At 50.4% G+C, this 22,691-nt stretch carries 21 protein-coding genes; 13 read left to right on the top strand and 8 right to left on the bottom strand.

All coding sequences use genetic code 11. The features are described 5' to 3' along the window. The first annotated feature begins 49 nt into the window (after window positions 1-49). The 3 genes from K4H28_RS14285 (at window position 50) to K4H28_RS14295 (ending at window position 2,699) form a co-directional block, all read left to right on the top strand. Entirely contained in the window at window positions 50-1,660 is a 1,611-nt protein-coding gene (locus K4H28_RS14285) for a glycoside hydrolase family 3 protein (protein WP_221005815.1), read from the top strand. 18 nt (window positions 1,661-1,678) lie between these two features. Then, window positions 1,679-2,056 carry a TipAS antibiotic-recognition domain-containing protein gene (locus K4H28_RS14290; RefSeq protein ID WP_221005816.1) on the top strand — a complete coding sequence of 126 codons (378 nt, stop codon included), beginning with the start codon at window positions 1,679-1,681 and terminating at the stop codon, window positions 2,054-2,056. Window positions 2,057-2,240: 184 nt separating this feature from the next. Then, window positions 2,241-2,699, top strand: a complete 459-nt coding sequence (locus K4H28_RS14295) for a hypothetical protein (protein ID WP_221005817.1) — start codon at window positions 2,241-2,243, stop codon at window positions 2,697-2,699. 311 nt (window positions 2,700-3,010) lie between these two features. Here the strand turns inward: K4H28_RS14295 and cls are convergent, their stop codons facing one another. Further along, window positions 3,011-4,435: a cardiolipin synthase gene (gene cls / locus K4H28_RS14300; RefSeq protein ID WP_221005818.1), complete on the bottom strand. Its 1,425-nt coding sequence runs from the start codon at window positions 4,433-4,435 to the stop codon at window positions 3,011-3,013. A gap of 172 nt (window positions 4,436-4,607) precedes the next feature. Here cls and mgtE point away from each other — a divergent pair, with 172 nt between their 5' ends. Together mgtE and prmC are read left to right on the top strand one after the other, a co-directional pair. Then, window positions 4,608-6,044: a magnesium transporter gene (gene mgtE / locus K4H28_RS14305; protein WP_221005819.1), complete on the top strand. Its 1,437-nt coding sequence runs from the start codon at window positions 4,608-4,610 to the stop codon at window positions 6,042-6,044. Between the two features lie 4 nt (window positions 6,045-6,048). Further along, complete coding sequence (gene prmC / locus K4H28_RS14310) at window positions 6,049-6,861, top strand: peptide chain release factor N(5)-glutamine methyltransferase (RefSeq protein ID WP_221005820.1); 813 nt, start codon at window positions 6,049-6,051, stop codon at window positions 6,859-6,861. On the opposite strand, the gene K4H28_RS14315 is transcribed toward prmC, so the two are convergent. Then, window positions 6,858-7,259, bottom strand: coding sequence for a hypothetical protein (locus K4H28_RS14315; protein WP_221005821.1), 402 nt, complete (start codon window positions 7,257-7,259; stop codon window positions 6,858-6,860). The genes prmC and K4H28_RS14315 overlap by 4 nt on opposite strands. Before the next feature lie 150 nt (window positions 7,260-7,409). Here K4H28_RS14315 and grxD point away from each other — a divergent pair, with 150 nt between their 5' ends. Beyond that, window positions 7,410-7,727, top strand: a complete 318-nt coding sequence (gene grxD, locus K4H28_RS14320; protein ID WP_221005822.1) for a Grx4 family monothiol glutaredoxin — start codon at window positions 7,410-7,412, stop codon at window positions 7,725-7,727. Between the two features lie 207 nt (window positions 7,728-7,934). Next, window positions 7,935-8,603, top strand: coding sequence for an alpha/beta hydrolase (locus tag K4H28_RS14325; RefSeq protein WP_221005823.1), 669 nt, complete (start codon window positions 7,935-7,937; stop codon window positions 8,601-8,603). A 36-nt stretch (window positions 8,604-8,639) separates the two neighbouring features. Here K4H28_RS14325 and K4H28_RS14330 read toward each other — a convergent pair whose 3' ends face one another. Further along, on the bottom strand, window positions 8,640-8,969 hold the full coding sequence (locus K4H28_RS14330; RefSeq protein WP_221005824.1) for a hypothetical protein: 330 nt from the start codon (window positions 8,967-8,969) through the stop codon (window positions 8,640-8,642). Window positions 8,970-9,203: 234 nt separating this feature from the next. Here K4H28_RS14330 and K4H28_RS14335 point away from each other — a divergent pair, with 234 nt between their 5' ends. Next, window positions 9,204-11,366 carry a histidine phosphatase family protein gene (locus K4H28_RS14335; protein WP_221005825.1) on the top strand — a complete coding sequence of 721 codons (2,163 nt, stop codon included), beginning with the start codon at window positions 9,204-9,206 and terminating at the stop codon, window positions 11,364-11,366. Between the two features lie 80 nt (window positions 11,367-11,446). Here K4H28_RS14335 and K4H28_RS14340 read toward each other — a convergent pair whose 3' ends face one another. The 5 genes from K4H28_RS14340 to K4H28_RS14360 form a co-directional block, all read right to left on the bottom strand. Then, the gene (locus tag K4H28_RS14340; RefSeq protein WP_221005826.1) at window positions 11,447-12,214 is read right to left on the bottom strand and encodes an alpha/beta hydrolase family protein; all 768 of its coding nucleotides are present in this window, start codon (window positions 12,212-12,214) and stop codon (window positions 11,447-11,449) included. Then, window positions 12,208-13,482 carry a glutamate-1-semialdehyde 2,1-aminomutase gene (hemL, locus tag K4H28_RS14345; RefSeq protein ID WP_221005827.1) on the bottom strand — a complete coding sequence of 425 codons (1,275 nt, stop codon included), beginning with the start codon at window positions 13,480-13,482 and terminating at the stop codon, window positions 12,208-12,210. The genes K4H28_RS14340 and hemL overlap by 7 nt, the downstream gene beginning before the upstream one ends. A gap of 527 nt (window positions 13,483-14,009) precedes the next feature. After that, window positions 14,010-15,029 carry an HNH endonuclease gene (locus K4H28_RS14350; RefSeq protein ID WP_221005828.1) on the bottom strand — a complete coding sequence of 340 codons (1,020 nt, stop codon included), beginning with the start codon at window positions 15,027-15,029 and terminating at the stop codon, window positions 14,010-14,012. Between the two features lie 465 nt (window positions 15,030-15,494). Beyond that, window positions 15,495-16,292, bottom strand: a complete 798-nt coding sequence (locus K4H28_RS14355) for an inositol monophosphatase family protein (protein WP_221005829.1) — start codon at window positions 16,290-16,292, stop codon at window positions 15,495-15,497. Between the two features lie 50 nt (window positions 16,293-16,342). After that, window positions 16,343-16,846, bottom strand: coding sequence for a biotin/lipoyl-containing protein (locus K4H28_RS14360; protein WP_221005830.1), 504 nt, complete (start codon window positions 16,844-16,846; stop codon window positions 16,343-16,345). A 120-nt stretch (window positions 16,847-16,966) separates the two neighbouring features. Here K4H28_RS14360 and K4H28_RS14365 point away from each other — a divergent pair, with 120 nt between their 5' ends. From K4H28_RS14365 to K4H28_RS14385, 5 genes are all read left to right on the top strand, one after another. Continuing rightward, window positions 16,967-18,307 (top strand): bifunctional enoyl-CoA hydratase/phosphate acetyltransferase, encoded by a 1,341-nt coding sequence (locus tag K4H28_RS14365; protein WP_221005831.1) that lies wholly within the window; start codon window positions 16,967-16,969, stop codon window positions 18,305-18,307. A gap of 77 nt (window positions 18,308-18,384) precedes the next feature. Next, window positions 18,385-19,575: an acetate/propionate family kinase gene (locus K4H28_RS14370; protein ID WP_221005832.1), complete on the top strand. Its 1,191-nt coding sequence runs from the start codon at window positions 18,385-18,387 to the stop codon at window positions 19,573-19,575. Window positions 19,576-19,900: 325 nt separating this feature from the next. Further along, window positions 19,901-20,635 carry a BPSS1780 family membrane protein gene (locus K4H28_RS14375; protein ID WP_221005833.1) on the top strand — a complete coding sequence of 245 codons (735 nt, stop codon included), beginning with the start codon at window positions 19,901-19,903 and terminating at the stop codon, window positions 20,633-20,635. A gap of 159 nt (window positions 20,636-20,794) precedes the next feature. After that, window positions 20,795-21,169 (top strand): diacylglycerol kinase, encoded by a 375-nt coding sequence (locus K4H28_RS14380; protein WP_255573549.1) that lies wholly within the window; start codon window positions 20,795-20,797, stop codon window positions 21,167-21,169. A 168-nt stretch (window positions 21,170-21,337) separates the two neighbouring features. Beyond that, complete coding sequence (locus K4H28_RS14385; protein WP_221005834.1) at window positions 21,338-22,624, top strand: ferredoxin reductase family protein; 1,287 nt, start codon at window positions 21,338-21,340, stop codon at window positions 22,622-22,624. The last annotated feature ends 67 nt before the right edge of the window (window positions 22,625-22,691 follow it).

The raw sequence follows: 22,691 nt of genomic DNA on the forward strand, positions 1-22,691 counted from the left end.
ACATTTTACGCCGCTATCCTCATCCGTCTCGCCCTTCTTGGAGTTGCCCATGTTTTCCGCCTTTCAGCCGCAAGCCGCACAAATTGTTCGCTCTTGGTCTTTAGAAGAAAAGGTGGGGCAGCTGTTTATTCTGGCTTTTCCCGGCTCGGACGCCGCTGCAGCGCAGCCTTTGATTGAGCGTTATAACTTGGGTGGCTGCTATCTAAGCCAAGACAATGCAACGACATTTGACGAAGCGCGCTCGCTAACGCAAGCGATGGCAGAGATCGTTAATCAACGCGCCAATTCTGTTCCGCTACTGCTTGGCGTCGATCAAGAAGGCGCGTGGAGCGTGTTAACGCCGGAATCAACCACCGGCCCCGGTAATTTGGCGCTCGGTAGCGCGAATCAAACTGAATTAACCAAGGCGATGTATCAAGTATTTGGCCAAGAAATGCGCTCGGCGGGATTTAACTGCGTGCTCGGCCCGTGCGCCGATGTGAATTTGCAGCCTAATTCGCCGATTATCGATACGCGGGCGTTTGGCGAAACGCCAAGCCAAGTGGCGGCGCAGGTCGCGGCGGCGGTGAGCGGCGCGCATCAGGGCGGCATCGTCGCTTGTGCCAAACATTTCCCCGGCCACGGCGACACCACGGGCGACACGCACCGCGAAATTCCGCAGGTGGATAAAGCGCTGGCGACCTTGCTGGTGGAAGATTTAGCGCCGTTTCAAGCGGCGATTGATGCAGGCGTCGAGCTGATGATGACCTCGCATATTTGTTATCCACAGATTGATCCACAGTACCCAGCCACCTTGTCGAAAGCGATTTTGCAAGACGTGCTACGCGGCAAGCTTGGGTTTAAAGGCATCGTAATTTCCGACAGCATGAATATGGGCGCAATTCGCCGCAATTTCGCGCCTGTTGACGCCGCGATCACTGCATTTCACGCCGGTATCGATATGATGATGCTGTCGGAAGAGCATTACGATCACAACCCGAATTATCTCGACAACCAAATCGCGATGATCGAAGCGATTGTGGCGGCGGTGAACGATGGCCGCATGGCAGAAGCCGAAATCAACGCGATTGCCGAGCGCGTCGTTGCGTTCAAACTCGCGCGCCTTGTGCCTATGCCGTTGTATCAACCGTTTGATTTGGCCGCGCATCGCGAAATTGAAGCTGCAGCAGCAAGCGCTGCGGTGAAAATTCTGCATGATGAAGCAGGGAATTTACCGCTGCAAGACGATCAGCAAATCATCGTCATCCAAACCACGCCGATGGATGACTACGCCAATCTAATCAACCCGCGCGGTATCGGCCCAAATCAGGAAATCCCTGCGTTTGAATATTTCGCCGCTGAGCTGTCGCTGCACGTTCCTGAAGGGCAATTGCATTGTCTTGATTACGAAGCAGCGCAGGAGTTTTTCAAAGAAGTACCGCTCAATTCGCGCCAGCGCATCTTGGCCGTGACCGAAAATTATCCGCTGCCCGGCGAGGATTTTGCGCAAGACGCTTCCAAAGCGTTTGTCGCGCAACTGACCGCCAAATTTGGCGAGCAATTGATTTTGGTTGCGCTACGCAATGGCTACGACACCGCGCCCGAAGGCAGCAGCCACGTTTGCGCCTACAGCAGCCGAGAATGCAGCGCCCGAGCTGCAGCACAAGCGTGTTTGGCTTAATCACTCATTGGAAAAAACATGAAACAACTGAACGCCGACTATTTGGAACAATGTCGCCAAGCTTTGCAGCAAGAGCAAACCGCCAGCTTGGCTACCAGCAATAATTGGGCACACGTAGATCGGCCCAAAGTGCATGCCGATTGGGATGCGCTTTATAAAAAACTAAGCCAACACATCGGCGTTAGCGATGCTAATGATGCGGCGGTGCAAAGCTTGATGGACGAGCATTTTGCCATTGCCACGCGCTTTTATACGCCATCGAAACTGGCCTACATCGGCATGGGGATTTTTTACCGAGAAAATGCAGATATGGCCACTTTCCATAATGGCTATCATCCTGAAATGGTGAACTATTTAGGTGATGCGATGGTGGTGTATGCGAATCAAAAACTGTAAATGCTGCTGATCTATTTTTCAGGTAATCAGCGCGTTTTTAGGCGACTCGCTATTCAAAAACAATCCAAGATGTCTTTGCTATTGATGCATAAACACTGGGCTGTTTTTCCTTAAATTACGCAAAAAGCGCTATGATTCTTCCTTATTAGGCATCACCTCAGGTTTGACACAACAAGGACGTATAGTGGATCGCAAAGAAATTATCAACTTGATGAAAAGCCAAAGTACTTGGCGTTTGTATTTTTTTAGTATGTTTAGCCTTGGCATTTACACGGCGTTTTACATTCAGCAGCAAAGCCAAAAACTGGCGCAAATCCCCAATGTGCCGTTGATTTCGAGTAACTTTCTGAATAGCACCATCGCCGCCTATGGACTGAGCGCGGTCTTTACCGTGGCATCGTTTTTTGTGCCGCCCGAGCATGCAGTGAATTTAACTAGCACCGTGTTTGCACTGATTAGCAATGTGATGGCCTTACTGTGGGCATGGCAAATGCGCAATCGTTTGAATGCCGTCTTGGCGCTCACGCCAGAGTACGACGATTGGTTTCACGGCGGCTGGACGTTCTTGTTCACTGCGCTGTATATCAATTACAAAATCAACCGCCTACATGAAGGGCAGGAAGATTTGGGTACGGCGAGTTAATTAGCCAACGGCTCAACGACCTGTTGAGCTATTTTTTATGACGATATTCAAATTTAGCGTTGATGCTGTGCCGCCCTGACTGGGCAGGGGCTTAAAAATCCCGTCTTAGCGCACCGAGTGAAGAAGAGAGACAAACAAGCTTCATCGTTTGGCTCACGACTGATCGAGGGCATCGGGGACCGATGCGCGCCCGGGTCGCCTTCTTTTGCTTACTTTTCTTGGCGAAGCAAGAAAAGTGAGTCCCCGTCGCGGGCTGCGACTGTAAAAAAATGTGCCGCAGGCACGTAAAAACATCAATACGTTCCACTCAATTAAAGCACCGGCCCCAGCATCGCGATCGTGTTGTTCCAAAGGCGGCGGGGGATAGACCATTGCGCGACCATTTCTGCGGTGACTTGCACGCTTTGCGCCAGATATTCGTGTTGGCGCTCGCGCATCTGCTGAGTCAGCGCCGCATCAAAAAATAGAATATTGTTTTCAAAGTTCAGCTCAAAACTACGCCGATCTAGATTGGCCGAGCCGATTAGCGTCATTTCACCGTCAAGCGTGAGCGATTTGGTGTGCAATACGCCACCGACAAACTCATAAATTTCGACGCCTGCGGCGAGCAAATCAGCGTAATAACTATGGCTGGCCGCTTCTACAATCCATGAATCATTACGCTGCGGAAAAATCACTGTAGTACTCACGCCGCGTCTCGCTGCGGCACACAGCGCCGCTTGCATCGCCTCATCCGGCACAAAATAAGGCGTGGTAATCACCAATTCACGGCGCGCAGCGTACATTAGCGTGGTAAACATCACGGGCATCGCTGCATAGTGCTGCGCAGGGCCCGTTCCAATCACTTGGGCAACCAGCGTTTGCTCGGGATGCGGGTTTTCAATCGCTTGCAAATACCTCGTGAGGTCTTCACCCGTTTGCGCCATCCAGTCGCTTTTGAATAAAAAGTGATTTTGCTGCGCAATCGGCCCCGTAAAGCGCATCACCGCATCGACCCACGGCGCATATTTTGCTTTAACTAAAAATTCAGCATCGGCGCAATTTTGGCTGCCGCAATACGTGATGTGGCGATCAATCACGACAATTTTTCGGTGATTGCGTAAATCAATACGACCGCTAAAAGGGCGCAATAAAGGATTGCCAATTGGCAAAGCCACTGCCACTTGCACGCCTGCTGCATGCATGGCTTGCCAATATTTAGAGCCTATCATGGCCCTAGAGCCCAAACCATCGGCCATGGCGCGGCAGGCAACACCACGCGCCGCGGCGCGCTTGAGCGCTTCCACAATCTGCAAGCCGCTGTGGTCGGTCAGCCAGATATAAAAAATCAAATGAATATGCTCAGTCGCGGCATCCATATCGGCGACCATCGCCGCAATCAAGCCATCGGCGGGCAGCAATTGCCCCGCATTGCCCGAGACCGGAGCAAAGTCATTGATCGATTGGCCAAACTGAAATAACTGATTAAATCGCTCTGGAATGTGCGCCGGCCAGATGGGTGTATGAGCGGTTTGAAGTGCCGATTTCGCCTGCTGCAAACGTGCCACACGGCGGCGGCCAATACTGGTTTCACCGAGCAAAATATACGCAATCACACCCATACCGGGCAGCAGCGCAATCACGATAATCCACGCAAAGCGTGAAGCGGGCTCGCGCTGAGGCCGCAAAATCGCCCGCAAAATAAACACCAGTTGAATGATGAGTAAGGCGATAGGCAGCAAAGCATACAGAGACATTGAGCATTTTCCACAATAAAAAGGCTGGCGCGTGCAGCATACCATGCAAAAATACCATGGTAATTCGCTGCATCGCACTCACGTGCTAAACTCCCGCCGCACCGCACAATTTCAATCTTGCGCGATGGTTTGCCACCGTAAATCATCGTCATTCACCGCAAGGCCAAAAGCCATGACCACACTCAGCCGCAAACCTCAAGAAAGCTTGCTCGAAAGCCTACAACAAGTCACGCGCTTGCTGGAGCGGCATAAGCTGGTTGAGGGCATGGTGCATAAGCAAGAAGGCCCCAAGCACGATTTAGTTGAGCAACTGGTTCATCGGCAAAACCTCACCGAATTGCAAATGAAGCTGTCCACGCTGCATCCGGCCGACATCGCCCATATTTTGGAAGCGCTGCCGCACGTTGATCGTTTGACGGTATGGGGCTTGGTCGATGCTGACGACGACGGTGAAATTCTGCTCGAAGTCTCGGATGCGGTGCGCGAATCCTTGCTCGCCGATATGGCACCGCACGAAATGGTGGCCGCAGCAGGGCAGCTCGATACCGATGAGCTGGCCGACTTAGTACCCGATTTACCGTCAGAAGTGCAAAGCGCCGTGCTCGGCACACTCGACGAAGAAGACCGCGCCGAAGTGCAATCTGCGATGTCGTACACCGACGATCAAGTCGGTGCGCTGATGGATTTCGAGATGGTGACCATCCGGGCCGACGTGAAGCTTGAAGTGGTACTGCGCTATCTACGCCGTTTTGAAGAGCTACCTACCCATACGGATAAATTATTTGTTGTTGATGATAACGAAATTTTAAAAGGGGTATTGCCGCTTAATACATTATTAGTAAGCGATCCCGATTTATACGTCGAAGATAAAATGGCCGACGACGTCGTTGTGTTCCAGCCCTTTGACGATGCCGGCGAAGCCGCACAAGCGTTTGAGCGTTATGACTTGGTGTCTGCGCCCGTGGTGGATAGCAATCACAAAGTCATCGGCCGTCTCACCGTCGATCAAATGGTCGACGTGATTCGTGAAGAATCCGAAGCTGAAGTCCTGTCGCTAGCCGGTTTGAAAGAAGAAGATCTATTTTCTAGCGTCGGCAAAGCGGTTAAAAACCGCTGGCCGTGGTTGGCGATTAATATTTGCACCGCCTTTATCGCCAGCCGCGTGATCGGCGCGTTTGAAGACACCATCGCGCACTTGGTCGCGCTGGCTGCGTTAATGCCGATTGTATCGGGCATCGGCGGCAATACCGGCACGCAAACCACCACGCTGATTATTCGCGGCTTGGCGCTCGGCCAAATTCAACCCTCGCACACCCGTGTTTTGCTACTGAAAGAACTCGGCATTGCGGTCATCAACGGCACGATGTGGGGCGCGGTGCTGGGCGTAATGGCATGGGCGCTGTATGGCAAGTGGGATTTAGGCTTGGTGATGATGGGGGCGATGATGCTCAATATGCTGGTCGCCGCTTTGGTCGGTTTGTTTGTACCGCTCACCATGCAAAAATTCGGCCGCGATCCGGCCTATGGCTCATCCGTCATGATTACCGCACTGACTGATAGTTTGGGCTTCTTTATCTTCTTGGGTCTAGCGACCATTTTCTTGATGTAAGCCGATGCCTACTTATCGTGAACTGATCCAAAGCAGCCAAATTGAACGTTTTGACGCGCAAGTTTTACTTCTGCATATCGTGCAGAAAAACCGCGCTTGGCTGATTACGCACGACACCGATATCGCGAGTGACGAACACACAGCAATGTTTGAATCACTTGCTGCACGTCGCCGCGCTGGCGAACCGATTGCCTATATTTTGGGCGTTCGTGAGTTTTATGGCCGCGATTTTACCGTGACGCCCGCCGTATTGATTCCACGCCCAGATACCGAATTGATCGTTGAATTAGCCTTAGCACGAGCGCCACACGCTGCGCGGGTCATTGATTTGGGTACGGGCTCGGGCTGTATTCCGATTACGCTCAAACTCGAACGCCCCGATTTAAGCGTCGCCGCACTGGATATTTCGCTTGATGCTTTGGCCGTCGCGACACACAATGCCGCCGCCTTGCAGGCCGATATCCACTTTATGCAGTCCGATTGGCTCAATGCCGTTGTCGGTGAGGAATTTGATTTAATCGTCAGCAATCCTCCTTATATTGAAGTCAACGATAGTCATCTGAGCCAAGGTGATTTGCGCTTTGAACCCAGCGGTGCTCTGACCGATGGCGGCAATGGTTTGCTGCATTTAAGCTGCATCATCAGCCAAGCCAAACACCATCTCGTCGCCGGCGCATGGTTACTGCTCGAACACGGTTGGGATCAAGGCGCCGCTTGCCGCGAAATTTTGCAAACTGCTGGATATACAGAAGTCCAAACCTGGCGAGACTTAGGCGACAACGATAGGGTGAGTGGCGGGGTTTGGCGCGGTGCTTAAGCCGTTTTAAAACCTTGCTCGGCAAGCCAAGCGTAGGCCTCGTCCATCGTTTGGCTATTTTTATACGTCGTTAATTGGCTGGCTCGCTCAGCCAAAGAGCGCACCATCAAGGTATGAAAATGGGACGGCAAAACATCCGTGACCGCCTGCATGCCATGTGCGACACCATCCGCAAAAAACTGCCACCAGATTTCAAATGTTTCCGGCGTGCCGCCTTCCCAAGTTCGAGCGTCGCTCAATAAAGCCCACGGTTTACCTTGGCGCGGCAGCCACAGCGCGGCGGCTTCTTCATGCATCGCTTTAGCCGCAACTTCATTCCACGCGCCCACATACTGAGCCACCAGTACATCGCCTTGCCAATCCAAACTGTACGCGCCATGTTGCTGCCAATTCATCATGATTGGGGTCATCTATTGAATGAGTTCCTTATTTTTATATGTGATAAACGGCAAATATCAAAGCCGGATTCGGGCGGTGTTCCACTTGCCGCCTGTTCAGCATCGGCTTACAATACCCGACTAAATCTATCAACCTTTGTGAGCATCATCATGAGCATCCAAGACACAATTCGCCAACAAGTAACCGAAAACGCTGTGGTGTTGTACATGAAAGGCACGCCTTCATTCCCACAATGCGGTTTCTCATCAGGCGCAGTGCAAATCCTGAAAAACTGTGGCGTGAATTTTGCTGCAGTGAACGTATTGGCTGACCAAGACATTCGCCAAGGCATCAAAGAATTCGCCAACTGGCCAACAATTCCACAGCTCTACATCAAGGGCGAATTTGTTGGCGGTTCGGACATCATGAAAGAACTCTACGCCAGCGGCGAATTGCAAACGATGTTGGCTGATTTGAAAGCTGAATAAGCTGATTGAACACCAAAAAACGCCTTCTCACAGAGAGGGCGTTTTTATTTGGTCGGGGTATATTGCAACAAGCTATATTAATAATAAGCCACATTCAAATACCCCTAAACCACTCATTTTCACACCTGCCCACGCTAGTAAAATCATCAGTTTTTGTTAGCATGGCGGTCTGAAAAAATTATTCATTGTCTAATACGAGAATCCATCATGAGTGCATTGCCTTGCGTCACCCTCGAAACCGCTCCGAACCCGACCGCTTCGGTCATCTGGCTGCATGGCTTGGGTGCGGATGGCAATGATTTTGCGGGCATCGTGCCGGAATTGGGCTTGCCCGATGATTTGGCGGTGCGGTTTATTTTTCCACATGCGCCGATGATGCCGATCACGTGCAATAACGGCTATGTGATGCGTGCTTGGTATGACATCGTGCATTTCGACCAGATTAGCCGCCAAGCCGATATCGCCGGTGTGCAGCAATCGATGCAATCGATCCGCGATTTAATCGCAGCTGAAAACGCCAAAGGCATCCCAAGCGACCGTATCGTGCTGGCAGGCTTTTCCCAAGGCGGCGCGATTGCCTATACCGCAGGTTTAACGCATCCAGAAAAGCTAGCTGGGATTGTGGCTTTGTCGACTTACTTACCCGCAGAGTCTTTGCTCACAGCAGACAGCATCGCCGTCAATCAAGCAACACCGCTTTTGGCAGCACACGGCAGCCACGATCCAGTAGTCGGGATTTCATTGGGACAAAGCGCTAAAGAATATGTAACAAATCTGGGGGTGGCGGTGGATTGGCATACTTACCCGATTCAACACTCGGTTTGCTTGCCAGAAATTCAACTGATTGGGCAATTCATCGCGAAAAATTTACGCTAAAACTCATCAAAAGCAATCAATTGGTCGTAATATCGGCTAATTGATTGCATCAAGCGCAGTTTTCAACATCGTCAAAGGCTTGTCATCAATCTGGCTTATTTTTAGTTTGCTACGAAAAATATGCGCACTGGCCACCAGAATTGACTCCATCACTTTGACTTTCATCGGGATGTACTCATGGCTTTTGCGCGAAGTATCAAGTACATCCAGATAAAAACGCATCACCACATTGGTTGGCAAGGCGGTAGGGGAGGTTAGCTCAAGCTGACTTTCACTCGCTTGCGTTACTTTCACCATCAAGGGCTCAGTGCCTTCCAGCAAAATCGCCCCCCGCCAGCTGGTACGCTTTAATTTAGTTTCGCTCATTACGTGCCCCTTTTTTTTATCATTCGTTATAGCCTAGATTCCCCCTGCAATCGCCACATTCACGCAGCAACAGTCAAGCTTGCACAATCTGCAACCCAACAAAGCCACTTCATTGCATCGTTGCCAAGTTGGCGCATTGCTGACACCTGATCCTTACAATTTAATATTATCGTCATCATAAGGTAACGCACAACTCGTAAGATTTGCCCTCCCTTAAATTACAATGGTTTCATCATGTTGCTTCGTGATCGCCTCAAATCATCGCGCCATTCACTGCTACCGAGCAGTGCCTGTGCTATCGCTCTACTGTTATCTGCCTGTGGTGGCAGTAGCGACTCTGTACTATCAGTCACGCCCGCGCCTACAGCGGCGCCTACTGCAACGCCACAAGTAATCACTGGCAAAGTGCTGGGTAGCTACTTCCGTAACGCCAAAGTCTGCCTAGATAGCAACAATAATGCGCGTTGTGATGAAAACGAAGTGAGCACTCGTAGCGATAAAAATGGCCAGTTTTCATTGGCAGGTAGCAACGCCTCAATTACGGCAGAGATCGGCACTGATGCGACGGAATTTGATCCTACCACCAACACGGAATCCAAAGTCACCTCCCGAATTGTCTTGCGAGCACCGAAAGAAGCAACATCAACCGTTAGCCTGCACTCAAGCTCTATCGTGGCAGAAATGGAAAACAATGCTTTGTCTTTTGCCGATGCCAAAGCAAAAGTGGCGATTGCCGTGGGTGTAACGCGTGAACAATTACTCAGCGACTTTAATATCGAAAAAGACGCCGTTGTTGCTGCAGCATTAAAAAACGCATCTGATGATGGCATCAAACGCATTCGCGAAAATCTAGCCCTAGCAGGCAGCAGTGCAGACCCGAAAGCCATTTTGGCTGCCATGACGATGACCGATCGTTATTACCAAACCAAATCGCCCTATCGCCCACAGCAAGACCCAAGCAGCTATGAAAAAGCACCCGCTGGGTTTACACCGGTTTACACTCAAATGCTTGCCCGCCATGGTTCACGTGGCCTGTCGAGTCTGAAATACGATTTGGCGATTCACAATATGTGGAGTAAGGCCAAAGCAGAAGGGGCGCTCACGCCATTGGGTGAAAAACTCGGCGAAGACACACTCAAAATCATGAAAGCCAATTTCTTGCTTGGCTGTGGCGTTGAGGGTATCACTCAACCGGGTTATGGCAACCTAACCCAAGTCGGCATTAATGAGCATAAGCAACTTGCCGTACGTATGCTTAACCGTATGCCTGATTTCTGGAAGCAAGTCGCAGATGACGCAACAGCAGCACGTAAAGTTCAAGTGGTAACTTCTGGCGTTGACCGTGCGGTAGACAGTGGCAATTTCTTTGCACAATCACTAAAAACAACTCAGCCTAAACTCAGTAACTTACTCAGCTATCCTGCTGCACCGGGTCCATTCCCAGATAAAGGCACTGCCGTTCCACAAGCAGCGGGTACCGATCGTTTCCAATTGTATTTCCATAAACTCGTCGCCAAGACGGATCTCGTGAGTAACGTCGACAGCCCATTTTATGCGACTTATCAAGCCAGCCTTGCCTATCAAGCCTTCAAAAAAGACGCTGATTTGATCGCAAAACAAGAAGGCTTGTTTAATACCGCAGAAGCAAAGGCCAAAGGCCGTCAGATATTAGAGCGCCTATTCAGCAAAGCCTTTGTGGATAAAGTCGAAAATGGTAGCTATAGCTTTGCCAACACAGGCTCATTCACGTTCAGCAGTGCAGATGGCAAATGCACTGCACCAACGACACTGAGCGGTGATGGTGAAACGAAGATTGCATCAACCGCCGATGCTGCGTCTTTGTTGTATGAGTTGTATGTCATTGCACCAGCGATGCGCACTGAAGCGGGCGTTGATTTCTCTCGCTATATGCCTGCCGAACAAGCGCGCTTCTTTGCTGAACTCAATGATGCTTCTGACTTTTACGACAAAGGTCCAGGCATGACTGAAAAAGGAGATGTGACGTACAAGATGTCGCAAATGTTGTTTGATGACTTCTTCAAAGAAATGGATGCAATTGCAGCCAACAATCTGGGCAATGCGGCTAAGTTGCGTTTTGCCCACGCCGAAATCGTCGCCCCATTTGCATCACGCATGGGTCTGAAAAAGGTAATGCAACAAGTGCCTAAGGCCGAAACCTTTAGCTACAAAAACAATCCATGGCGCGGTGATTATGTCTCGCCAATGGCCGCCAATATGCAATGGGATGTTTATCGCAATGCGGCAGGTAAAGTGATTGTTAAAATGCTGTACAACGAAAAAGAAACCGACTTTATGGCCAAATGCGATAGCGCCAAACTAGCGGCTAATAGTTATTTCTACGACTACGCGCAACTGAAAGCTTGCTACGGCAAATAAAATTAGCAAACAAAGCAAAAAGCCCGGTTTCTAGAAATCGGGCTTTTTTTATGCCATGCAACGGCATGCTTAATCGTACATCACTGGCTCAACACAAAATCCGCCAAACGCTCACCAAGCCGCTGGCGATGCTCAACGCGTGAAAAAGCGTGATCCGCTTCTGGCCAAGCTTCAAATATCGCACTTGGCAAACACGCGGCGACTTGCTCGCCGACCGCCACTGGCACGGCTAAATCAGCCTCGCCATGCACAATCAGCGTGGGTAGACTGAGCGTTGCCAAGCCCGAAAAGGGCGCAAATTGTGCCAGCTCATCGCGAAAAGCTTGGCTAATTTCCAGCGCCAAAAAGTCCACACAATCAGCACGTGGCGCAGCAGGATTAGCCACTGCGATACTCTCGACCAATTGCGCCATATTCGCTGCGGGGGCAAGTAATGAGATTGAGTGTATATCATCAGGCGCATTCATAGCCGCTTGCAGTGCAACCATACCCCCCATACTAAAGCCCATTAAATGCCGCGTATAGTGTGGATAAGTTTGCGCCAAATTCGCCAGCAAATGCTGCGTCTGCGCCACTTGGCTGGCCAAGGTTAAATCAGCAAACTCACCATCACTTTCGCCACAACCCAGAAAATCAAAGCGAAACACCGCAATACCCCGCGCAGCCAGAATGCGCGACAGCATCACGAAAAAGTAAGTAAATTCAATTCGATTGCCAGTAAAGCCATGCAGCATCAGCACCGCGTGCTGCGCGCCAGCTGGCAGATGGGCGCTACCAACGAGCTGCTGACCTTCAAATTGCACCGCCAATGGCGTGATGGCTGCGTCTACCGCCGCACCGTTTAGCATTGTGCCAAAGCCAACTTAGCCGCTGCCAAAGTCGCAGCAATATCAGCATCGCTATGCGCGGCCGACACAAAGCCAGCCTCAAATGCCGATGGCGCCAAATAAACACCGAGATCCAGCATCGCATGGAAAAACGCATTAAAACGAGTGCGATCAGAAGCCATTACATCAGCAAATGACGTTGGCACAACTTCGGCGAAATACACGCCAAACATACCGCCGACCGACTGCGCACATAATCCGTGATCTGCGCCGATCTCATTCAATCCCGCGACAAATTTCGCCGTTTGTGCGCTTAAGCTCTCAAAGAAGCCAGGCTTGCTAATTTCGGCTAACGTCGCCAATCCTGCAGAAACAGCCACCGGATTTCCCGATAAAGTGCCAGCCTGATACACAGGGCCAAGTGGCGCCAAAAACGCCATGATATCGGCACGCCCGCCAAAGGCCGCGAGCGGCATTCCGCCACCCACGACTTTACCCAAGCAAGTCAAATCTGGGGTAATACCATGCAGGCCTTGCGTGCATTGCAACCCAACGCGAAACCCAGTCATCACTTCATCGTAAATCAGCACCGCGCCATGCTGCGTAGTGAGATTACGCATCGCGGCAACAAACTCGGCACTTGGCAGCACCATATTCATATTTCCAGCAATCGGTTCGACGATGATCGCAGCAATTTCGCCACCGTTATCTGCAAATAGCGCCTCTAGCGCGGCAACATCGTTATATGGCAACACAATCGTGTCGGCCGCAACCGCCGCCGGAACGCCAGCTGAAGAGGGGTTGCCAAACGTCAACAAACCAGAACCCGCTTTCACCAGCAAGCTATCAGCGTGGCCGTGGTAGCAGCCTTCGAATTTGACCAATTTATCGCGGCCCGTAAAGCCGCGCGCGAGACGAATTGCGCTCATTGTCGCTTCGGTACCGCTGGAAACGAGACGAACTTGCTCCAGTGATGGCAACATTTGGCATAGCAAGTCAGCCAATTCGACTTCGCCCTCAGTCGGCGCGCCAAAACTCATGCCGTTTCTGGCGGTATTGACCACCGCATCAATCACCGCAGGGTGCGCGTGGCCAAGAATCAACGGGCCCCAAGAGCCAACGTAGTCGATGTATTTCTTATCATCGGCATCCCAAACATAAGCGCCAACGCCTTTCTTAAAAAAGCGCGGCGTACCACCGACCGAGCCAAAAGCCCGCACCGGAGAATTCACCCCGCCGGGGATGTGTTTTTTGGCAGATTCAAAGAGTTGTTCATTACGACTGGTCATTATGTTTACCTTGATTTAATGGGTATATGGATGGAGACATTTTTGATCAATGACTACATTCGTATACCTACTTAATTAATTAAAATTTGTATTGATGAAAGCGCTGCGATTAATTTGAAGCCTCAACATTCTAATCGCGATTGTCGCGCTAGTGCCGCGCGGCACTGACTTTTCTTGGACGGCCAAGAAAAGTCAGCAAAAGAAGGCCGCCCTGTATCTGCGTCCGGCTACGCCGGATGCCCTCGCTGCGGACAATCGGCAAGGCGGCGGGGTTTAACAAAACAGACCCCGCCGAAACCTCCTTGCCGCTTGTTCCTCGCTCGGCTTGATACAAGGGATCTAGCGCAGATCAACGAGATTTATTCTTTAGTCGATGTATTGCTACCTAAGCATTATGAATAAAAGGCTACAATCAAATACATCAATATCGTAGTGCGGATTAGCCTTTGGGCGTAACCCGCCAATCCGACTCCAGCATTACAAATTGCAATCCGCGCGGGTTGATAAACCTAACCCGCAGTAAAAGGTTATTTTAGTAGTACATGCTCACGGTGCCATTGTAAGTAGGGGAGCATATCAACATGATTATTTTTGCGTAGACGCATGTTTTGATTGACTGACAACTGAAGAGCGAAGTCCAGCTTTAATCTCGAGCTGAAAATAATACGATAGTTATCGTCAAAGCTGATAAAACCAGAGTCAAAGAGCTTATCTAAATTGGGCACAAGCAACAATCCATTTGCAGGACTCAGGCGCTGTTCAGCGGTTTCGCATTTGCTCCAAGGTCTGATGTGACTGGCAATCAAAATCTCTGTGATACCGCAACCAGTGACTGAACACGTTTTCCATCGTTCAATCAATCTATCTCTAAATTTGCCTTGGCAAACCCGAGTCTTGACCATCGCATCTCGTTCTGTGTCGGAAAGCGTTGCTAGATAAGTCTGGAAAGCCGGATCATTGAGCGGATCCGTAAGCTCCTCTTTTAGCTGTTCACTTGGTCTTGGCGGGGGTAATACACCGCGAGCGATGGTGTAGTCGCCATTATCGCTATTCATTTCGTGAACGTACCAAGTCTCTGAGTCAAGAATTCGGGCGGTTACTTTTGACGCTTCGTCTGCGGCATCTTCTATGTCAATCTGCTCACCATCAACCAATATTAACCGTACGCAGCATGTATTTTTATATGCTTGATAAATGGCCTGATGAAATGCACTAGAACGTTGTAATTTGACGGTTAGGCGGCTTATACCGTTATTGCCTTTACGAGTATTAAGGTCATTTAACTGTGCCTGAAAAGTGCGCTCATTACCCTTATAAATTGGGGGCGTTGCACTCCAATCGACATCTTTATACCAGATGCACAGAACAATCGGTTCAGATGGCTCGCCTACAAACGACCACATCGTATTCCGACCGATATTGTTCTTGGGATTCTCTATTTGGTCGCCATTTTGTTTGATGGACCAGTTACTTACATTAAGAGCTGTTTGCTGTAGGAGTTCATAAACCGTTTTCTTGATGATCGGTCGTGCAGGTATTGGCAACATGAATGTTCGCTTAAATAAAGGTTTGATGGATGCCTATTGAATTTAGGGTATTTTGGTGAGGTCATCTTGCGTTTGATCTTATCAGCACATCGCACAGCATCGTGGTGTTGATTTCGCAGGTATGCTCCACTAGTAATTGCATAAAAAATCACAGTCGATGTATTGTATTGCAGCACTTTATTTACAATGCTTAGCTGACCCATATATCGAAACAAGAACAAACCTCGTTGAGCCTCGCCAGATCCCTTGTATCGCGCCGAGTGAGGAACAAGCGGCAAGGGGGGTTCGGCGGGTTCTGTTTTGTTAAAACCCGCCGCCTTGCCGATTGTCCACAGCGAGGGCACGGGCGTAGCCCGCGCAGATACAGGGTCGCTTTTCTTTGCTTACTTTCTTTGGCGAAGCAAAGAAAGTAAGTGCCGCGCGGCATTAGCGCAACCATGCTGAATAGAACACCGAGGCTTCAATTTAAACAGCACATTTTGTCACCAACTCCGCCACCGCGCCATGCAACATCGGTGCGCCAGCCAGAACAGAATAGATTTGCTCTGGTGCGCTGGCGGATAGATTCAGTTTCAACGGTGCGCCATTGCTGGCGGTGTAGAGTCCACCCGCTTCTTGAATCAGCAACATCGGTGCGGCGATGTCCCAGAGGCGGGTGCTTTGGTTGAGCATGCCGCCCAAGCGCCCATCGGCTGTATAGGCCGCGTCGATCAAACTATTGGTCGCGCGCACATTGCGCACGCGTTGCAGCAAAGTCGTTAGCAGACGTATATCGCGCTCAGCGGCTATATCATTGATCTGCGCATCCATACCATAGGCCCACAGCACGTTTCGCAACTCAGCTTCAAGGCTGACATGAATTCGTTGTCCGTTGCGTTCAGCGCCGCTGCCTTTTTCCGCCAGATACAAATCACCAGTCGCTGGCGTATGCAGCACCGCCAAAATCGGCTCGGTACCGCGAAATAACGCGATCAAGACGCCAAACCAAGGAATTCCTGCCGCGTAATTGGAGGTGCCATCAAGCGGATCGACCACCCAGGTGTAATCTGATGGCCGCAAATCGCTGCCAAGTTCTTCTGAAATAATCGAATGTTTCGGAAATCGCTGGCGCAAACCGGCGACAATCATTTGCTCAGCAAACGTATCTGCGGCGGTGACAATATTACTGATGTCGCCCTTATTGCTGATGGTTTGTGTTTGACCGAAACGAGAGAGCAGGGCGTGGCCCGCTAATTGGGCGAGTTCGACGGCACGATCGAGCATGTTAAATCCATGGAGATTAGACAGACGAAATTACGTTTTGTGGAAAACCATTATTCATTAATCCACTGCTTCAATTGCTGCCAGCGCAGCAAGATGTCGCGCACATATTGCTCGACTTCACGCTCACCAATTTCACCCGTTAAACCATTTGCGGCCACTGTGCTGACATCAACGCCCAATCGAGCGGCAAGCTGAGCGGCGGCGGGGGTGATTTTTAGTGCGCTGCTGCTCGGTAAAGGGCGAATTGGCGTTGGTGCAATCTGTTGCGCTGACGGTTCCGGAGCAATCTCTAAAAAGCCTGTCGGGGCTTCTTCGACTTCCATTAACAGCAATAAATCACCGGTGTTAATTTCCTCATCCATCTCCACCATGAAGCTGCTGATTTCACCCGACTCGGGCGCCAAGATCGGCCATGTTTTGCCTTTGCATTCCAAGGTCAGCAACAGCGTATCGCGTGGCACGGTTTGGCCTGGTTCCACGTGAAACAATGCCACCGCAACGGTATGCGGCAAGTCGGGGGCGCAGATGAGATGCGTCGTAAAATTTTTATTCATTTTTCACAAAGACCCAAGCAGGCTTGATATTAACCAAGTTTTGTCATATTCACGCGCCTATAATGCTGCTAGATTGTGCGCTGCAGCAATACGACTTTCCCACTACCGAGGGTACGCGTGATGAGCATCGAAAATATTCTGTTTAATGATATTACGCTGGGGATGAATTATCAGCGTGAACATTTAGTTCGTTCTAGCGATTTTGCCTTATTTACGATGCTGGCGGGCTCGTATTCCTGCGAGGGCATCGAGGCGGCGCCGGCGATTGGCGTATTTTTGTTTATCACCTCGGCGTGTATTAATTCCTTTCCCGGTCATGGCGCGATTTTGAAAGAGCAAGCGCTGCATGCACATGGCGATGTTCGACAAGGCGATGTGCTGCAAATTGCGCTGACGGTGACGCATAAATGTGGGCAGCACAATGAAGTCATCTTGGCGGCCACTTGCCACAATCAACGCGGTGAATTGCTGGTTTCTGGCAACGTCACCGTGACCGCGCCGACGGAAAAATGTATTAGTCACTACGAAGAAGTACCACAATTTACTTTGCGTAGCCCGCAAGTGTTTGCCAAACTGCGCCAGCAAACTGATTTGCTGCCGGCTGTGGTTACCGCGGTGGTGCATCCCTGTGATCGGGAATCCTTATTAGGAGCGATGGCAGCGGCGGCAGCCAAATTGATCGTGCCGATTTTAGTCGGGCCAGAAGCCAAAATTCGCGCTTTGGCGCAGCAGGAAAACGTTGAGCTAGGGAATACTCGGATTGTCGACACCGCGCATAGCCACGATTCTGCGGCGTTAGCTGTAGCTTTATGCCGTTCGGGTGAGGCGGCGGCGCTGATGAAGGGCAGTTTGCATACCGATGAAATGATGTCGGCGGTGACTTGCTCCAAAACCGGTTTGCGCACTGGGCGGCGTTTGAGCCATGTGTTTGTGATGGATGTGCCTGCATATGCGCGGCCGCTTTTAGTGACCGATGCAGCGATCAATATCGCACCGGATTTGGCGGCTAAAGTCGATATCACGCAGAACGCGATTAATTTGGCGCATATTTTAGGCATCGCCTGCCCGAAAGTGGCGATTTTGTCGGCGGTGGAAACCGTTTACGAAAAAATGCCATCGACGCTGGATGCCGCGCTGCTGTGCAAAATGGCCGATCGTGGGCAAATTACCGGTGCATTACTTGATGGACCTTTGGCTTTCGACAATGCAATTTCAATGACTGCCGCTAAAATGAAGAAAATTGTGTCGCCGGTGGCGGGGCAGGCGGACATTTTGGTGGTGCCCGATATTGAGTCCGGCAATATGCTGGCCAAGCAAATGAGCTATTTTGCGGGTGCGGATTCGGCGGGGATCGTACTCGGCGCCAGAGTGCCGATTGTTTTAACCAGCCGCGCCGATGATATTCAAACCCGTTTGGCTTCGGCTGCGGTGATGGTCTTGGTCGCTAATGCAATGAAGTGATGTATTCCTTTCTTGGTATTGATTTGTGATGCTTGCAGCGCAATACCTAACGACAATGGTTTTATTTGGAGTGAATAATGAGTGATTTAGTTTTAGTGATTAACGCCGGTTCTTCGAGTATCAAGTTTTCATTGTTTGAAACCAGTAAAACCGATCCGGTCGTTCTGTTCAAAGGCCAAATGGAAGGCTTGTATGTAGAGCCAAAATTTAGCGCTAAAGATGCTGACGACAATAAAGTCGCCAATGAAACTTTACCTGCCGACGCGCCTAAAACGCACGACTATGCACTTCGCTTTATGCTGGAATGGTTGCAAACGCGCATTGCCGGCCGCAGCATCGCCGTCATCGGCCATCGCGTGGTACATGGCGGTACGACTTATTCGAAACCTGTTTTGGTGACTGAAGACGTCATCAAAGGTTTGGAAGCGCTGATTCCACTCGCGCCATTGCACGAACCGCACAACATTACGCCAATCAAAATTTTGCAAGATTTGCTGCCAAACGTGCCGCAAGTGGCGTGTTTTGATACGGCCTTCCATACGACTCAGCCTGAATTGAATCAACTCTTTGCATTGCCGTATGAATTTGCGCAAAAAGAAGGCATTCGCCGCTATGGTTTCCACGGTTTGTCTTATGAATACATCGCCAGCGTATTGCCAACGATCGACACCAAAGCCGCCGAAGGCCGTACCGTTGTGGCGCATTTGGGTAATGGCTCGTCAATGGCCGGTTTGCTCGGTGGCGTTTGCCAATCAACCACGATGGGTTTCACCGCGCTCGACGGCTTGCCAATGGGCACGCGTTGCGGCCGTATCGATGGTGGCGTGATTCTGCATTTGATGAATCACCTCAAAATGGACGCGAAACAAATCGAAACCTTGCTCTACAAAGAATCTGGCCTACTCGGTTTGTCTGGCTTCTCAAGCGATATGCGTGACTTAGAAAGCTCTGACTCGCCCCGTGCAAAAATGGCTGTGGATTATTTTGCCAATAGCGTTGTGCGTGAAGCAGCCTCTTTGGCGGCGACCTTGGGCGGCATCGATGCACTGGTGTTTACCGCAGGGATTGGCGAAAACGACGCGCACACGCGCCAAGCGGTTTGCCATCAATTGCGCTGGTTAGGCGTTGACTTGGATGAAGCAGCGAATGCGGTACGTTCAAGTGAACCACGCCGTATTTCTCTGGCCGATAGTAAAATCGCCGTGTATGTGATTCCAACGAATGAAGAATTAATGATTTCTCGCCAAGCCTTGGCGTGTATTGCTTAAATTCAACATCGTTTGCATACCCAAAAGCCGCTGATTTCAGCGACTCAGATTGAAGACAAGCTCCACTCGCAAAGCGAGGCTCCCCTCAAGGAGGGGACGGGAGGGGTGGGAATAAAACATCAAGGCGGCAAATTCAAAGCCTGACTGACTAGGCTCGGCTTTGCCGAGACTTGATTAGTGTTGTTTTCCACGTTGTCTACCGCCTGAGCCGCTGGTTTCAGCGGCTTTTTCACATGGATTTCATCTAGCTGCCGCATGATGATTGGCAGACTTGGTCAAAAGTCAGCTACGATTCGGGTATTCATCGATTTAAACTAGGGAAACCATGCTAGACCAAGACAGCGTCATTGATGTCAGCGTAGAACCACGCCAAATTCCACCGATGCAGGGCTGGCAGTGGATCGTAAGCGCATTTCAGCTATTCAAACAATCGCCAACAGCGTGGCTGGGGATTTGCGGCATATTTATCTTGGCCATGCTAGGGATGTCGCTTCTGCCCTTGGTGGGCGGTTTACTTTCGACTTTGCTTGGCCCGGTGTTTTTGGGCGGTTTGATGTTTTCAGCGCAGAAACAATCCCGTGGCGAAACGCCATTATTAGTTGATCTATTTGCAGGTTTTCAACTGCGCTTTACCGAGTTACTCAAAGTCGGCGTCTTGTATATGTTTGGCACGATGCTGGTGGTAGTACTGATGGCTGCCTTGCTGGCGGGCGCAGCTTATCTGGGCTTTTTGACTATCGATAAAAATGTCGAAACCTTTGCCCAATTAGGCTCAATTTGGCCGGTGATGATTTTAGTTGTCGCGGCATTTTCCGTGGTCTACAGCACGTATTTTTACGCCCCGACCTTGGTCATGCTGCAAGGCATGAAGGCGGGCGAGGCGATGAAATTGTCATTTTTAGCATTTTGGCGCAATTGGCAGCCGATTTTAGTGATGTCGCTGATTGGTGCGGCGCTCCTGATCCTCGCCATGTTGCCGATGCTCTTGGGCCTGATTGTCGCACTGCCGGTGGCGCTAATTACGAGTTATGTTTGTTATGCCGATGTTTTTGAAACCTAACTGGCGATTGAAAAACTACTGCGAGACTCGAATTCATCGTTAAAAAATGCCTCAAAATCCTCGTTTACTCTGTGTAAACTGCGGTTTTTCGTCATTTTTTGCCTTGCCTTCGAGCCTCTCGCTACCTTTTTCAACGACCAGCTAAACGGAGCACGATCTGTGACTGAAAGTCCTTTTAAAGGTAAAACCGGCGTTAAACGAGTGCTCAATGCACTCGGTTATTCACTCGATGGCTTGTCGGCTGGCTGGGTGAACGAAGCCGCATTTCGCCAAGTGACCTTGCTGGCGATTGTGGGCATACCGTTATCGCTATTTTTGCCCATGCCCCCATGGGCGCACGCGGTGGTGATTGCTAGCCATTTGGCGAGCATGATTGTTGAATTGCTTAACTCCGCCATCGAAGCTGCAGTCGATCACACTTCACTGGCCAAGCACGATTTAGCCAAACGCGCCAAAGACCTCGGTAGCGCCGCGCAATTAGTCTGCTTGGTGAATTTGGCCGCAATGTGGGCCTTGGCTTTACTAGCCGCCTAAACCACGCACCAAATCAATCGCCACTCACTACGGATCAGTGAGTGGCTTTTTTTCGTCTAGCGTTTTTGTCATTAATACCAACAAGAAATTGCGGCCAGTTTGAGACTGCTTAATCCTGACTTAAGTTTGCAGGCCTATGCTGAAACGATTGAGTCTTGGATAAATATCATGAAAATCCTGACGGCATTTCTAGCATTGTGTCTGCTTGCGTGGGGTATCACCGTCAATCCACCAGAAGTCATAAACATCTGGTGGTTGCGTAACGAAGCGATTAACTTAAGCGGCATTTTGTCATTTGAATTAATGGGGCTAATTATGCTGCTGGCAGTCCGCCCCGTGTGGCTAGAGAAATCGTTTGGCGGACTTGACCGCATGTATCTCGTTCATAAGTGGGCGGGGATTTTAGCGATTAGCTTTGGTTTGCTGCATTATGCAATCAAACTTTCAGGCGGCCTGCTGAAACAGTTTTTCGAGCGGCCACCACGTGGCGCACGCGTCGAGTTTTGGCTCGATTTCCTGCGTAGCCCTGTCAAAGACATGGCCGAATGGTCGATCTGGTTGCTGGGCATCATGCTGGTGATTACGCTATGGCAGCGTTTTCCTTATTCAATCTGGCGCTATGTACATAAAGCACTTGCAGTGATTTTTGTGGTCTTGGCACTACATGCCGTCGTGCTGTCTCCTGTCAGCTACTGGAGCAATCCACTCGGCTGGCTTATCGGTGCTACTGCATTGATCGGCGTTGTTTGTGCATTACTCTCGCTCACGGGTCAAATTGGCCGTCGGCGCACGCATCGCGCAAGCATTCATTCAATACATCAAATCGGCGACATTCTCGAATTAGAATGCAAAATCAAAGGACAGTGGCAGCACCAAGCCGGCCAGTTTGCCTTCCTTAAATTTAACGGAATTGAAGGAGCGCATCCATTTACGATCGCCAGCGCGCCAAACAAGGAAAATACGCTGCGCGTTTCAATCAAAGCATTGGGCGACTACACCCGCCAACTGCCCAAATTATTAAACGTGGGCGACGCGGTCAGCATCGAAGGTCCTTATGGTTGCTTTGCGATGCCGAACGAGGCCGAGCAGGTTTGGATTGCTGGCGGAATTGGTATTACGCCATTTTTAGCTTGGCTCGATGCGCTCAAAGCCTCACCAGAACAAGCCCCAACCGCAACATTGCATTACTGTGTCAAAAACGAGCAAGACGCGGTTTACAGCCGAAAACTACAAGCACTCTGCCAGCATTTGCCCAGTATTACGCTACATATCCACCGCAGCGAACAGGACGGCCGCCCCGATATGCAGCGCTTGAATTTACAAGCACACAATGGCATTTGGCCCGCTATTTTCTTCTGTGGGCCACAAGGATTGTCCAGTAGCCTGCTGCGTGACCTGCGCTTGGCCGGAATGCCAAAAACGCATTTCCACCAAGAAGCGTTCAAAATGCGATAAGTCTAAAACAGATCCATATAAGGATTCTTATCGGATATGGCTACTAGCATTGATCCAATGGGTAAAG

The organism is Deefgea tanakiae (assembly GCF_019665765.1).
Taxonomy (GTDB): Bacteria; Pseudomonadota; Gammaproteobacteria; order Burkholderiales; family Chitinibacteraceae; genus Deefgea; species Deefgea tanakiae.